The sequence below is a fragment of the Nonlabens sp. MB-3u-79 genome (assembly GCF_002831625.1).
GTDB lineage: Bacteria > Bacteroidota > Bacteroidia > Flavobacteriales > Flavobacteriaceae > Nonlabens.
In genome coordinates this window covers 1,282,572-1,297,340 of record NZ_CP025116.1, presented here as the reverse complement: position 1 = coordinate 1,297,340, position 14,769 = coordinate 1,282,572, and the positions used below count along the sequence as shown (strand labels likewise).

9 protein-coding genes are annotated in these 14,769 nt (G+C 38.2%); 6 read left to right on the top strand and 3 right to left on the bottom strand.

The window, feature by feature from the left end; translation table 11 throughout:
* The first annotated feature begins 2 nt into the window (after positions 1-2).
* Both CW736_RS05740 and CW736_RS05735 read left to right on the top strand, forming a co-directional pair.
* Positions 3-1,124: a ligase-associated DNA damage response exonuclease gene (locus CW736_RS05740; RefSeq protein WP_101013054.1), complete on the top strand. Its 1,122-nt coding sequence runs from the start codon at positions 3-5 to the stop codon at positions 1,122-1,124.
* Complete coding sequence (locus CW736_RS05735; RefSeq protein ID WP_101013052.1) at positions 1,121-2,731, top strand: ATP-dependent DNA ligase; 1,611 nt, start codon at positions 1,121-1,123, stop codon at positions 2,729-2,731. The genes CW736_RS05740 and CW736_RS05735 overlap by 4 nt, the downstream gene beginning before the upstream one ends.
* A 142-nt stretch (positions 2,732-2,873) precedes the next feature.
* On the opposite strand, the gene CW736_RS05730 is transcribed toward CW736_RS05735, so the two are convergent.
* Positions 2,874-3,857 carry a polyprenyl synthetase family protein gene (locus CW736_RS05730; protein WP_101013050.1) on the bottom strand — a complete coding sequence of 328 codons (984 nt, stop codon included), beginning with the start codon at positions 3,855-3,857 and terminating at the stop codon, positions 2,874-2,876.
* 134 nt (positions 3,858-3,991) lie between these two features.
* On the opposite strand from CW736_RS05730, the gene CW736_RS05725 reads away from it, so the two are divergent.
* The 4 genes from CW736_RS05725 to CW736_RS05710 are packed head-to-tail and all read left to right on the top strand — an operon-like array spanning position 3,992 to position 10,728.
* The gene (locus CW736_RS05725) at positions 3,992-4,609 is read left to right on the top strand and encodes a TetR/AcrR family transcriptional regulator (RefSeq protein WP_101013048.1); all 618 of its coding nucleotides are present in this window, start codon (positions 3,992-3,994) and stop codon (positions 4,607-4,609) included.
* Positions 4,610-5,983, top strand: coding sequence for a TolC family protein (locus CW736_RS05720; protein WP_101013046.1), 1,374 nt, complete (start codon positions 4,610-4,612; stop codon positions 5,981-5,983).
* 22 nt (positions 5,984-6,005) lie between these two features.
* Positions 6,006-7,181, top strand: a complete 1,176-nt coding sequence (locus CW736_RS05715; RefSeq protein ID WP_101013044.1) for an efflux RND transporter periplasmic adaptor subunit — start codon at positions 6,006-6,008, stop codon at positions 7,179-7,181.
* 4 nt (positions 7,182-7,185) lie between these two features.
* Positions 7,186-10,728, top strand: coding sequence for an efflux RND transporter permease subunit (locus CW736_RS05710; RefSeq protein ID WP_101013042.1), 3,543 nt, complete (start codon positions 7,186-7,188; stop codon positions 10,726-10,728).
* A 435-nt stretch (positions 10,729-11,163) separates the two neighbouring features.
* On the opposite strand, the gene CW736_RS05705 is transcribed toward CW736_RS05710, so the two are convergent.
* Positions 11,164-13,425 (bottom strand): inorganic phosphate transporter, encoded by a 2,262-nt coding sequence (locus tag CW736_RS05705; protein ID WP_101013040.1) that lies wholly within the window; start codon positions 13,423-13,425, stop codon positions 11,164-11,166.
* Between the two features lie 182 nt (positions 13,426-13,607).
* Positions 13,608-14,753 (bottom strand): hypothetical protein, encoded by a 1,146-nt coding sequence (locus tag CW736_RS05700; RefSeq protein WP_101013038.1) that lies wholly within the window; start codon positions 14,751-14,753, stop codon positions 13,608-13,610.
* Between the last annotated feature and the right edge of the window lie 16 nt (positions 14,754-14,769).

Sequence of the window (14,769 nt, the reverse complement as noted above, 5' to 3'; positions counted from 1 at the left end):
TCATGAGTCAACCATTACTTCAATTCACTAAAAAAGGAATTTATTGCAAGCCTGCAGGCGTCTATCTGGATCCATGGAAACCCGTAGCTAAAGCACTCATCACACATGGCCATGCAGACCATTCCCGATGGGGACACAAAAAATACCTTACCCATAATGATAACGTTCCCATCATTACGCACCGACTGGGCGATATCAATGTGTCGGGAGTAAATTATAACGAAGTTTTTTCCATCAACAATGTGAAATTCTCTTTTCACCCCGCTGGGCATATTCCAGGATCTTCACAAATACGCGTCGAGCACCGCGGAGAAGTATGGGTTTTTACAGGTGATTATAAAACAGAAGCTGACGGTATTTCTAGCGTTTACGAACCTGTAAAATGCGATACCTTTATTACAGAATGCACCTTTGGATTACCCGCCTTTAAATGGCGTTCTCAACAACTGGTCATGGATGATATCAACTTGTGGTGTGCTCAAAACCATGCAGAAAAGAAGACCTCCGTACTATTTGCTTATTCTTTAGGGAAAGCACAGCGTATTATCAAACATCTGGACACCAGTCAAATGAAGATTTACTGTCATGGAGCCGTCTATAAAATGACGGAAGTCTTAAGACAACAAATCAACTTTCCTCCTACTCATTTGATTACCAAAGAAACTACCAAAGAAGAACTTGCAGGCAACATTGTTATCGCACCACCCAGTGCTCATGGAAGTGCCTGGATGAAAAAAATGGTTCCATATGTCACAGCAAGTGCCAGCGGTTGGATGACTTTTAGAGGTGCACGACGCAGAAGAGCCATCGATAAAGGTTTTGTCCTTTCTGATCATTGCGACTGGGACGGTTTATTAGATAGCATAGCAGCCACTGGCTGTGAAAATGTAATTACGACACACGGCTATCAAGAGATTTTTGCTCGGTTCTTAAGAGAAGAAAAAGGACTCAATGCCATAAGCGAGCGCACACAATATGAAGGAGAAAACTCAGAATTAAGCGCTGAAGAAAAAAGTGAAAGTTCAGAAACTGAGCAAAGTGTTTCCGAGCGAAGCGAGAAAACATCAAGTTCGAGTTCGAGTTCAAATTCAAGTTCGAATTCAATTTCAAGCGTAGCGCCATGAAACAGTTTGCAGAACTCATCCGTACTATAGACGGAACTAATAAAACCAACCTCAAAGTAGCTGCGCTTACGGAGTATTTTAAGACCGCAAATGATGAAGATAAATTGTGGACCATTGCCATACTTTCTCACCGACGCCCCAAAAGACCCGTTAACACCACTTTGATGAGAGAATGGGCGACACAAATTAGTGGTGTACCCATGTGGCTGTTTGAAGAAAGCTACCATATTGTCGGTGATCTGGCAGAAACCATTGCGCTCATTCTTCCTACAGCAAACGAATCTAGCGACAAAAGCCTTTCGCAAATCATTAGCGAAATTATAGCGCTAAGGTCCAAGGGGGAGCTTGAAAAAAAAGAATACCTGCAAAAAAACTGGCTCCAACTCAATTATTACGAACGATTTGTTTTTAATAAAATACTAACTGGTGGTTTTAGGATAGGTGTTTCTCAAAAATTAATGACCCGAGCATTAGCTAATGCTACTGGAATTGATAAAGATGTGCTCGCCCATAAACTCATGGGAAACTGGACGGGAGAAAACACCAGTTTTCAGGAGTTGGTTTATGAAGATAATGAAGTGGCCAGGAGAGGCAAGCCTTATCCATTCTACCTTGCTTATGCTATTGAAGGAGAAATTAGCGATCTAAACAATATCAATCAATGGAACGCAGAGCACAAATGGGACGGCATCAGGTCACAGACAATTATACGAAGTAACGAGATTTTTGTGTGGTCCCGTGGGGAAGAATTAGTTACCGATAAGTATCCAGAATTTCAAAAGTTCCTAGATGTGATTCCTAATGGGACTGTGATCGATGGAGAGATCCTACCATTTAAAGATGGTGAAATCATGAATTTCAATGACCTACAAACCAGAATAGGTCGTAAAACAGTAGGTAAAAAACTATTACAAGATGTTCCTGTTGTTATTGTCGCGTACGACTTACTGGAATGGCAAGGAAAAGATTTGAGAGAACAACCCTTTGAAAAACGCAGAGCGGTACTGGATGAGCTGGTTTTAAATCTTCACAAAAAAGAAGAGTCATTGTCACAAGGGGAAAAAACACCATTGCTGCTTTCAGAAACCATGACTTTTGACTCTTGGGAAGAAATGGCGACAGAGCGGGCTTTGGCAAGAGAAAAACGATCAGAAGGATTGATGATCAAACGCAAAGACAGTCCCTATCTGGTAGGACGTAAAAAAGGCGACTGGTGGAAATGGAAAACAGATCCATTTTCGGTTGATGCAGTATTGACTTATGCCATGCGAGGGCACGGAAGAAGAGCTAATTTATTTACCGACTATACTTTTGGACTTTGGCAAGATGGAGAGCTGGTTACTTTTGCAAAAGCCTATTCTGGACTTACTGATGCCGAATTTCGAAAAATAGATGCTTGGATCAAGAAGAACACCTTGGAACGATTCGGCCCCGTGCGATCTGTAACACCGCATCATGTATTTGAAATTGCTTTTGAAGGAATAGCACCTAGCAAAAGACACAAATCTGGAGTAGCCACAAGGTTTCCTAGAATCGTCCGCTGGCGAACTGATAAACCTATGGAAGAAGCAAATACGCTAGATGATTTAAAGGCATTGATCCCTTAGTACGAGAAATTTGCAACAACAAATGATCAGTGGTCGCATTAGGTTATTCAATAAAGACCGCTATAAGGTCGAGAGAAAAGAAACAAGACTTTCCTGCAATTCCTCTATCATAATGTACTTATAATAGGGAGTTGGTATATATCTAACTCACGCGGTCCATCAAATCAATAGAGAAATCTCTCAACTCTTTTTTGTAGTCTTCACTAATAGAAAGTTGATCAATAATAGTTAGTGCTTTATCTGTATACGATTTAATCGCTTCAAGTGTAGCTGCAGCCCCGCCGCTTTCTTCAAAAAATACTTTTACTATTTCTTTCTTCTCCTCAATCTGATCTTCATTCATTTTTTCATGATCAAGAGCAAACCATTCCTTTAATTCGGTAGCGCAATGCTCATCTTCTATACTTTTCAGGTACAAATAAGTCTTCTTATTTTCCCTGATATCTCCGCCTACTTCTTTACCAAAAGTCTCTGGATCACCGAAGGCATCGAGGTAATCATCCATCAATTGAAAAGCAAGTCCTAAATGAATCCCATAGTTGTAGATCAACTCTTGTTCTTCTTCATCTACACCAGCAATAATAGCACCCATTTGAAGTGCACAACCTACAAGAACCGATGTTTTTAATTTGATCATCAACAAATATTCTGAAATACTAACGTCAACTCGAGTTTCAAAATCCACATCATATTGCTGGCCTTCACATACTTCTAGCGCTGTTCTAGAAAAGATTTTAGTCAATTGGTGAAATTGATCTTTGTTATAGCCTTCCAAAAAACGGTAGGCCATTATCAACATGACATCTCCAGAAAGTATTCCTGTATTGACATCCCATTTTTTATGAACCGTTTCTTTACCCCGACGCAGGTCTGCTGCATCCATAATATCATCATGAAGCAAAGTGAAATTATGAAAGACCTCGACAGCTACTCCTGCATCCAAGGCATCTTTAACGGAGGCACCATACATTTTTGCACTCATCAATGTCAGTAAAGGCCTTAATCGTTTCCCGCCTAACTCTAGAATATAATGAACTGGATCGTACAATCCCGCAGGTTCCTTTTCTGCAATCCTGTTATTAAGGTGATCTAAAAATATAATTCTAAGTTGGTCTATCGCATTCATCTGGTAAAAATACTTCATGAAGAGCTCATTGCTATAGGAAAAAGAGAATGTCTTGTTAAATTATTGTAAAACTTTGGAAACTTTTAAAGTTTCTATAGTTTCCTTAGAGTATATTTGCACTCTTTTTAATGTAAATGACTGATATCAAAGCACAAATTATAGCGACTTCCCTAGATCTATTCCTAACCTTAGGGTTTAAAAGTGTTACTATGGATGAGATCGCAGCAAAATTAGGGATGAGTAAAAAGACCTTGTACACGCACTTTAAGAATAAAGGAGAGCTGGTAAAAGAGTCTTCTGTTCACTTGTGCGACCATATTTGTAACGGTGTGGATCACATTATTGATGGAGAAACAGAAAATGCGATTGAAGAACTCTATACCATAAAGAGATTTGTGATGGAGCATCTCAAAGGTGATGACACTTCTCCTATTTATCAACTTCAAAAATATTACCCAGAAGTCCATAAGGAAGTAACTCAGATTCAATTTGACTTCATGGATAACTGTATTAAGAAAAATGTTTCTAAAGGAATAGAGAAAGGACTTTATAGAAATAACATAGATGCAAATTTTATTGCACGCATCTATTTTATAGGTCTTCAAGGAATCAAAAACCTCCAAGTTTTTCCTACACAGAATTTTCCTGTAAATGAGCTTTATAACCAGTATTTAGAATACCACCTTAGAGGTATTGTTACTCCGCAAGGGCGTAAAATTTTAAACAAAATAACCAACACAAACCACAATTAAATGAACTATAAATTTATATATGTTTGGGTTTTTAGTGTTCTCGCTTTCGCGAAAGCGTACCCACAACAAACCCCAAACCAGGACTCTTACAGCTTTTCCTTAGAAGAAGCGATAAACCATGGGCTAGAACATAACTACCAAGCCATTAATGCAAAAAGAGACATTGCTAAAGCACTTAAGCAAAAATGGGAAACTACTGCGGCTGGTTTGCCACAAATTAACGGTGGCCTTAATTATCAAAATCAATTGATACAACCTGTTTCCTTCTTACCAGCATCCTTTAGTGGTGGACCAGAAGGTGAATTTGTTCCTGGCATTTTTGGCCCTAGACAAAACATGAGCCTAACGGCAACACTGTCTCAACTTATTTTTGATGGTTCTTATATTGTAGCATTAGAAGCCTCATCTACATTTATCGATTTTTCAGAAAACGCAAATAATAAGACAAAGCTAGAAGTGAGAAAAGGAATTATTAATGCTTATGGTGGGGTATTGCTCACTCAGGAAAACATAAATATCCTGACTAAAAACCGCAATAATGTTCAAGAAAGTCTGAATGAAACAACTAAAGTTTTTGAAAATGGACTTGCTGAGGAAGAAGATGTTGAGCAGCTCCAAATAACTCTTTCACAACTTAACAATCAATTAAATAGCGCGATAAGACAAAAAGAAATAGCATTAGATATGTTAAAACTAGCGTTAGGTATAGAGCTTAAAGCAGTAATTACTTTAAAAGATAATCTTGAGTCACTTGCTATTAAAAATATAAATCCTTCTTTCAGTAATGAGGCGCTAGATTTAGAACTATCTGTGGATTATCAAATCGCTTATAATTTTACTCAACAACGTAAATTAGAATATAAACTAGAAAGAGCAAAAAGCTTACCTACTGTAAGTGGTTTTATAAATTATGGAACCTTAACAGCTAACAATAATTTTGTGTTTTTTAACAACAACCAGCTTTGGTTTGACAATTCTATTGCAGGTTTGAGCATCAATCTCCCTATTTTTAGTTCGCTAGGTAGAAAAGCAGCTCAAGATCGTACAAAAATTGCCTGGGATCAAGCTCTTACCGATCTAGATCGCACCAGAGAAGAAATACGATTGAGTTACCAGAGGTCTCTTAACAATTATCAGACTGCTATAGATAATTACAGCACCAGTAAGGATAACTTAAGACTAGCAGAGCGTATTGAAAACAAGAACCAAATTAAATTTAGAGAAGGGATTTCTTCCAGCTTTGATTTGAGACAAGCACAAACACAATTGTACAGCACACAGGCAACTTATTTACAGAGTATGTATCAAGTGATTTCTGAAAAAGCAAATCTAGAAACCATTTTGAACACCCCTGAATTTATCAATCAAAAATAAAATCACCACAGAATTATATATCATGAAAAAATTAAGCATACTATTTATAGGTCTTTTTATTCTCACCTCATGTGGTGATAAAGGGCCAACAGTTGACGAGCTCATCGCTACAGGTGATACAGAAATGATCGCTCAAAAGAAAACTGAGCTGCTCAATGCAAAAAAAGAACTCGAAAACGAGATCAGTTCCATCGAACAGTTCCTTGATAAAAACAGTGTAAAAAAAGACGGCGCCTTAGTGAGTATAAGAACGATTAACGACACTCTTTACAATCATTTTATAGAGCTTCAAGGAAGTGTAGATACCAAGCAAAACATTACTTTAATGCCAGAAATGGGGGGTGTACTTACTCATGTTTACGTGACAGAAGGGCAACGAGTTTCTAAAGGACAGCGTCTGGCGAGAATAGATGATGGCGGTATCTCTCAGAATATTGAGCAGATGAAAGTACAGTCTCAACTAGCAAAAACCACTTATGAACGTCAAAAAAGACTTTGGGATCAAAAGATAGGTTCTGAAATACAGTACCTGCAAGCTAAAGCTAATTATGAGGCACAAGTAAGTGCAATCAAGTCTATGCAGCAACAACTGGCTAAAACAATAGTTACAGCACCTTTTGCTGGAGTTATAGATGATGTGATAACAGAACAAGGAAATACCGTAAGTCCAGGGATGACTCAAATATTGAGAATTATCAACCTCGATAACATGTATATTGAAGTTGAGGTTCCAGAAACCTACATCACTTCTGTAAATGAAGGAACAGATGTAGAAGTCGAGTTTCCTATGTTAGGAGAAACTCTTAAAAGTAAGGTAAGACAGACCAGTGCTTATATCAACCCATCAAACCGTTCCTTTAATATAGAAATTCCGGTTCCTAACAAAAATGGTCGTGTAAAACCTAATCTTACCGCTCGTTTAAAAATCAACGATTATACAAGTAAAGATGCCATCTTAATCCCTCTTGCTGTGATCAGTGAAAATCAAAATGGAGATCAGTACGTCATGATTGCTGCAGATCTACAAGTTGGGGATCAGTATGATACCGCTGTCGCGAAAAGAAAAGTGATAACCACTGGGAAAATTACTAAAAACATGATAGAGATCACCAGCGGCCTGACCAAAGGCGATCATATTATTGTAGAAGGTGCTCGGAGTGTAAGAGAAGAACAACAAGTTAGAATCAAAAAAGCTTAAAAAAATGGGACAGAAAAGTGAAAAAGAGTTCGGATTTTCCTCGTGGGCAATCAATAACTCCACCGTAATTTGGGTTCTAATAGGCTTAGTGCTTGTTCTTGGAATTCAAGGATATTTTGCAATGCCTCGAGAAGATTTTCCTGAGGTAAAAGAAACAAAAATATACATCTCTAGCGTTTATCCAGGTAACACCGCTGAAGATATAGAGCGACTTATTACAGACCCTTTAGAAGATAAATTAAAGAGTATCTCTGGTGTTGCAGAAATCCTATCGACTTCTCAAGAAGATTACTCCATCATTACCGTAGAATTTGAAGAAGGCTCTTTACTCGGCTCCAACCTAACGGTAGAAGAAGCAAAACAAAAGGTCAAGGATGAAATAGATGTAGAAACTTCTGGTGAAGACTGGCCTACATTCAATGGCGCTAAAATTGAACCCAATATTTTTGACCTCAAAATGAGTGAAGAAGTGCCTATTATGAACATCAACCTACGTGGTGATTATACGGTACGAGAGCTTAAAGTATTTGCGGAGTACCTGCAAGATGAGATTGAAGGCTTACAAGAAGTGAAGGAAGCAAGCATTAGAGGTGCTCAAGAGCTCGAAGTAGAAATAGCCGTCGATATTTATAAAATGACCGCTTCTAAAGTTAGTTTTGACAATGTCATCAATGCTGTTCGTGGCGGAAACTCTACCATGAGTGCTGGTAATATCAAGACAGAAAGTCAACGACGTACGATTAGAATTCTAGGCGAAATTACAGACCCCGATCAACTAGAACGTTTTGTGGTTAAGAATGAAGAAGGTCCTATCTATCTTAAAGACATTGCAGAAATAAACTTTAAAGAAGAAGATAAAACCACCTTTGCGAGGGAATCTGGTGAGTCAGTAGTCATGATAGACGTGAAAAAGCAGTCTGGTAAAAACATGATTACCGCTGCAGAAGGCGTTAGAAAAATTGTAGCAGACTCTCAAAAAAATGGAAACATCCCTAAAAACGTGGATATTTCAATTACTAATGACGGTTCCAGCCGTACGTTAAATCAAGTAGATGACCTGGTCAATAACATCATCTTTGGGGTAATTCTAGTAGTTACCGTATTGATGTTCTTTTTAGGATTTAGGAATGCCCTTTTTGTAGGTTTTGCGATTCCTATGTCTATGTTAATGAGTTTTATCATCCTCAATTTCTTAGGCTATACGTTGAACACGATGATTCTTTTTGCCATGATTATGGGATTAGGGATGCTGGTAGATAACGGTATTGTAGTGGTAGAAAATGTCTACAGGTTGATGGACGAAGAAGGAATGTCGCGCATCAAAGCCGCAAAAGTGGGAATCGGCGAGATTGCGGTTCCTATTATTATTTCCACCTTAACCACCGTGGCAGCATTCGTACCTATAGGTTTATGGCCAGGTGTGATGGGAGAGTTTATGAAGTACTTCCCTATTACCTTATCTGTCGTGTTAGGAAGTTCCCTTATAGTAGCGATTTTCTTCAATTCCATGTTGGTATCTAAATACATGAGTATTGATGAAAAGAATATTCCTCTTAAAAAATTGGTCCTAATTACCCTAGTCATGGGCGGCATCGGACTGCTGATTTTACTTTTTGGCGGTGCAGTAAGAGGTATAGGATCTGTAATGGTTGTGACCGTAATTTTATTATGGTTGTATAAATACGTTGTAAAAGGAGCAACGCTCTACTTCCAACGCAGGATGTTGAAATGGTTAGATAATGCTTATGAGCGTTTCCTAAGATTTGCCTTAAGAGGTAAGAAGCCTTATTTCTTTACAGCCACTATGGCAGTAATGTTCTTTGGTGTACTGGCATTGTATTTTGGATGGTCTGTAGAAACTGGTCGTACCAAAGTAGAATTCTTCCCAGAAAATAAGCCTAATCAGATTATGGTATACATAGAGTATCCACAAGGCACTTCTATTTCCAAGACCAATAAAACAACTAAAGAGATTGAAACCGTCGTTTACGATGTGATCAATCAAGAGATGTACTTAGAAGATGGTAGAAACTTTTTAGTAGAAAGTACGGTGTCACAAGTAGGTGAAGGAGCTGGAAACCCACAAACCGATGGTGGTAGTGCTGCTGAGATGCCTAATAAAGGTAAGATTACCGCCTCTATGCGAGAATACAAATACCGCAATGGAGCTGACAGTGAGGTATTGCGCAAAAAAATTCAAGAAGCCGTACAAGGTAAGTTCCCAGGTATTGCGATCAGTGTTGAAAAAAATGCTGCTGGTCCACCAACGGGATACCCAATTAACGTAGAGCTTCAAGGAGATAACTACACAGAATTGATCGTTACTGCAGAACGTATGGTAAAATTCCTGAACGAAAAAAACATTACCCCCGTAGATGAGTTAAAGATAGACGTGAATAAAAGCAAGCCTGCACTACAAGTAAAAGTAGATCGTGAAAAAGCTGGTGAGTTAGGGGTAAACGCCAGTCAAGTAGGGATGCAGCTGCGTCGTTCTATATTCGGAGAAAAAGCTGGTATTTATAAAAAAGACGGTGAAGATTACGATATCTATGTGCGTTTTAATGAAGAGAACCGCTACGACCGCAGCTCGTTATTTAATCAACGTATTACGTACAGAGATATGTCCTCTGGCCAAGTATTAGAAATTCCTGTTAGTGCGGTAACCACTCAAGAAAATGTCTCTGGATTTAGTGCGATTAAACACAAAGACAATCAGCGTGTCGTAACGGTATATAGTGCTTTAAAACCTGGTTTTACTGATGCTGGAGCAGCGGTTGCTCAAATACAGAATGAGATGCTGGACTTTGAAAACCTCTCTAAGAATATCAAAATAGATTACACAGGCCAACTAGAAGAGCAAAATAAGCAACAAGCGTTCCTTATGTCTGCTTTAGGTTTTGGCCTGCTAGCCATATTCTTTATTTTGATTTTCCAATTTGGGGGTATCTCTAAACCAACCATCATTATGATCTCGATCTTCTTAAGTTTTATAGGAGTATTCTTAGGACTGATGATTACTGGATGGCCATTTGTAATCATGATGACCATGATGGGTATCATATCTCTTGCCGGTATTGTGGTTAACAATAGTGTGGTACTGATCGACTATGTAGATATTCTCATATTGCGTAGACGAGAAGAATTAGGAATAGATGATGACAAGTACCTCATCAGCAAAGAAGATGCTTTTACAGCAATAGTACAGGCAGGGAAAGCGCGTTTGCGTCCTGTGATACTAACAGCTATTACTACGGTCTTAGGTTTGATTCCGCTTGCTATAGGTTTCAACATCGACTTTTTTAGTTTATTTAGTGAATTTGACCCTAACATCTATATGGGTGGAGATAACGTCATTTTCTGGGGACCACTAGCCTGGACGGTGATCTTCGGTTTGTTATTTGCTACGTTCCTGACGTTAATTATCATACCTGTGCTATTGTATTTAGTACACAGAGCAAAATTAAGGATCCAACGATTTAAAAATCCAGAAAAAATAGCAGTACCAAATGACTCCTCAGAATTTAAAGAAGAGGAAAAAGTAGCTTAAGCTATTTCGGTTAAATTAAAAGGCATTTATCTAAGGGTAAATGCCTTTTTTTATGCGCATCAAGAAGCCCCTGAAAATTTGATATAGGGAATGCTGCTTCTGCCTATTTATGGACCACAAGTAAGCACCACAAGCCTGTACGCGTATAGGAGTTCGTGTTTTTATAGGCTACTTATTGGAATACCGCTTTCGCGAAAGCGGAACACTTATACACCCTATTGTTTAAATGAATTAAAAATAGAATGCAGTGACTTGTGTGAAGATAAATAGAAATGATGTTATGCTTTCTCTTAAACTAAAACGGGTCTATCCGTAGGCTATTAAAAAGAAAAAGGAAGATTCGATTCCCATAGATTCAACTGGTATTCCCCTAACATAAAGACATAAAAAAAGCCGACTCGTTGAAGTCGGCTTTTCATCTTTTTGAGGTGTTTCCTATTGCATAGGTTCTGTTTTAGAAGCATCGTACTCTCGGTAATATTGCTCTACAATCTGAATAGTTTCCTTCATTAAATCTCGCGTTTCTAATAAAAGGCTGAAGTACAAGGTGGTGTTTTTAGGTGATTCGTCAGCATCCTTAGTACGTTTTACTTGTTTATCAATTTTTTCATTAACCAGATTAATGAGTTCGCGTTTTTCAAGAATAATAGCCTCTAAACTACTAAAGTCCTTGGTGCTAAAAATCTCTTGTGCATCGTTAAAAATCTCGTGAATACGCAATATGATCTCCTTAAGATCCTTGATTTGAGTAAATTTTAAGCTTTTGTGATTATTGCTTATATGCGTATTACTCGCTTTAGAAATATAGTCTAGCGATTGAGAAATATCTTGAAGGTTCCCTAGTACATCAATATAGAACTTACTCGCGCCTAAATTCTGATCGTCCAAGTTTTTAATAAAGAAGAAGATGTTGTTACGCAGGTCGTCTATCTCTCCAGCAAGTTTTTTACTTTCCTTTTTAGACGCTTTTAAAATAGCGAGGTCTTGTGCTATTAAACCATCTAAGGTGTTCTTATAAATACGCTTAGAGCGTTTAAAAACGGTAGCGACGTTATCAGAGCTTTCATTGATAATACCTTGAATGGTCTTGCTCTCTGCCTTTTGAAGTTGGTCGGTTACTTCTTGCTCTTTTTGAGACTTTTTATGACCTATAAAACTGCGTATGATGAGCAATATCGCTAGGACAACTAAAGCTACAACGGCATACATCCCACCTAAATAAATAAGGTAAGCAAATACTGCTGCTGCTGTAAAGGCACTAAAAGCAGTAAAAAACCATCCCCCTATAACATTCAATACTCCTGCGATTCTATACACAGCACTTTCTGTACCCCAAGCTCTATCAGCAAGCGAGGTTCCCATCGCTACCATAAAGGTGACATAGGTAGTAGAAAGAGGTAATTTATAAGAAGTAGCTATGGAAATAAGCACACTGGCCACCATAAGATTTACTGACGCACGCACATAATCAAATGCAGGCTTATCAGCGTGTTTAGGAATTACAGCGGGAACTGGAAGCTTTTCAAACCTAGAAGAGATATAGTTTGCTGCTCTTTCTGGCATGACTTGTTGTATCCCTTCAGCAACGTACAATGAATAACGTACTAAAATTCTAGATAAAAAATTAGACTGGAAACGCTCTGTACCCGAGTCTTGTCTGGCGAGATCTACTGAGGTTTTTACAACAGCTTGTGCCTTTGATGAAAACCAAAGAGTTGCTACCATGATTAACCCTGCAACTACAAGCAACCATTTATTAGAGGGTAATTGACCACTCAAGAAACTCATACCGATTTCATTTGCTGGAAGACCAGTTCCTTCAGCATATTCCCATGCTTGGTAAGCACCTATAGGAACTCCTATAAAGTTCACCAAATCGTTTCCTGCAAAGGCCATGGCAAGACCAAAGGTCCCTAAAATAATAATCAGTTTATAAATATCCCACTTGAAAGCGTAAACGTAGATAAAACTAAAAATAGTCCAGATTAAAAAAGCAACACCTATAAAAGTTTGCACATTAGTTGTAGCTATAAATTCCGTTACGGCACCTAAGTCTGCTCCTTTAAGACCTTTAAAAATGATAAAGTAAAAAAGACTGGTAAGGGATACTCCTCCAAAAATAGCTGCTAGAAACGGAGGCCTCCCTTCATAATTAAAGGTGAGTAACAATCTAGAAAAAAATTGAACCAATCCACCAATAACAAAAGCAATAACCACAGAAAGTAAGATTCCTAAAATAATTTCTAGTGCGGTATCAGACGCAATATATTTTCCTAAATCCAATAAAGTTTCCGAATCATTTTCATTGATCTTAATAATGGACATACATACGGCTGCTCCTAATAATTCAAAAACAATGGAAACAGTCGTTGAGGTAGGCAATCCCATACTATTAAAGAAGTCTAACAGTAAAATATCAGTAATCATAACTGCCATGAATATGATCATGACCTCGTCAAAATAAAATTCTCCAGGAACAAAAATCCCTTTACGTGCGACTTCCATCATTCCACTAGAGGAAAGCGCACCAAAGGCTATTCCTACACTTGCAATGATCATAATGGTTTTAAAACTGATCGCTTTAGAACCTATGGCACTGTTTAAAAAGTTAACGGCATCGTTGCTCACTCCTACGACAAGGTCTGTAACAGCAAGTCCCGCAAGAATGATAAGCATGTAAATATAAATATCTGACATTTCCTTTGTTTAATCAATTTGCAAAAGTCGGCTATCTGCCTCGATTAAATGTTATGCTATTGTTATCAATAAAGCTGTTTATTGATGATATCGCTTTCGCGAAAGCGGAATAATACAAAGCGCTTTAACGCAAAAAAGGCCACTCGATAGAGCAGCCTTTTGAAATGGTATTTAGAAGAGTACTAGAACATATAACCCGTCCAAGCAAATAAGCTTGCATCAGTTCCTGTGTTAGTTCCTGTAACAGTTACTGTAGCACCTGGACTATTTTTTATATCTGTACCGTCTGCAGTACCATTTGCTGTTGCATTGATAACCGTTGCAGCAGTTGAGTTACCTCTAGAATCTTCTAGATCGATAAAGTCAGAAGCTGTTGCTGTACCAAATGTACCTGCTAGCGCATTATTGATAGTAGCTGTAGCACCACGACGTACTTTAATCAAGTCAGAGAAATCTACCGAGTTTCCATAAGTAGCAATGGTCACATTATTTACAGTGAATACCGACTGCGTATTATCTGACGGAGAATTACCATCAAGATTACCATCTGCCTCAATACCTCTTGGGTCAGAAGTTACAGCAACATAACCTGCTTCACGTACTCCGTAAAGATTAGTTAATGTACCTCTATAACCTTGAGTTACATCAAACATATCATCCTTAGCATTTAGTACAAAGATGTTAGATGCGTTGACAGATCCACCAAAGAATTCAATAGCGTCATCATCACCATTTGCAATCCAGATATTAGAAAGTGTCGTTCCAGAACCTACACCGTTAAGAGTAAGACCATTGTGCTCTGCATCACCATCTATACGTGCTCCTGTATATTCAATGATCACATAGTCTAAGATACCAGAATCTTCTGTATCGTTATCTCCACCGAAAAGAATACCGGTGTTGACCTCTGTACCAGCTTCATTCTGTCCTTGTGGATTTTGACCTGAGATAAAAGCGTTACCATTAATGATCACACCACCCCAAGCAGCAGGAGTTCTTGAAGAACTTGTAAATCGAATAGGTGCATTTGCAGTTCCATCTGCTACAATGCGTCCACCTCTTTCTACTAATAAATAAACGTCAGTACCACCAGCTTGTGCTGTAATAGTAGTTCCTGGCTCAATAGTTAAAGTTGCTCCACTTTTAATAAACATAGGCCCATTAAGGACGTAAGCATTTCCTGCGGTAAGTGTTCTGTTTTCAAGAACGTTTCCTGCAAGGTTTAAAGATTCATCGGTTCCTCCACCTACTATAACGATATCATCAGTTTCACAAGATGTAAAGGCGATAGAAGCTATGGCAATTACAGATAAGATTAATTTTTTCATTTTGTTGAATTTAAAT

What these genes read in the sequence shown, in the direction of transcription:
- CW736_RS05720 (WP_101013046.1), top strand. Translation starts at nt 4,610, where the DNA reads ATGAACTATAAATTTATATATGTTTGGGTTTTTAGTGTTCTCGCTTTC.
- CW736_RS05705 (WP_101013040.1), bottom strand. Translation starts at nt 13,425, where the DNA reads ATGTCAGATATTTATATTTACATGCTTATCATTCTTGCGGGACTTGCT.
- CW736_RS05710 (WP_101013042.1), top strand. Translation starts at nt 7,186, where the DNA reads ATGGGACAGAAAAGTGAAAAAGAGTTCGGATTTTCCTCGTGGGCAATC.
- CW736_RS05730 (WP_101013050.1), bottom strand. Translation starts at nt 3,857, where the DNA reads ATGAATGCGATAGACCAACTTAGAATTATATTTTTAGATCACCTTAAT.
- CW736_RS05700 (WP_101013038.1), bottom strand. Translation starts at nt 14,753, where the DNA reads ATGAAAAAATTAATCTTATCTGTAATTGCCATAGCTTCTATCGCCTTT.
- CW736_RS05740 (WP_101013054.1), top strand. Translation starts at nt 3, where the DNA reads ATGAGTCAACCATTACTTCAATTCACTAAAAAAGGAATTTATTGCAAG.
- CW736_RS05725 (WP_101013048.1), top strand. Translation starts at nt 3,992, where the DNA reads ATGACTGATATCAAAGCACAAATTATAGCGACTTCCCTAGATCTATTC.
- CW736_RS05735 (WP_101013052.1), top strand. Translation starts at nt 1,121, where the DNA reads ATGAAACAGTTTGCAGAACTCATCCGTACTATAGACGGAACTAATAAA.
- CW736_RS05715 (WP_101013044.1), top strand. Translation starts at nt 6,006, where the DNA reads ATGAAAAAATTAAGCATACTATTTATAGGTCTTTTTATTCTCACCTCA.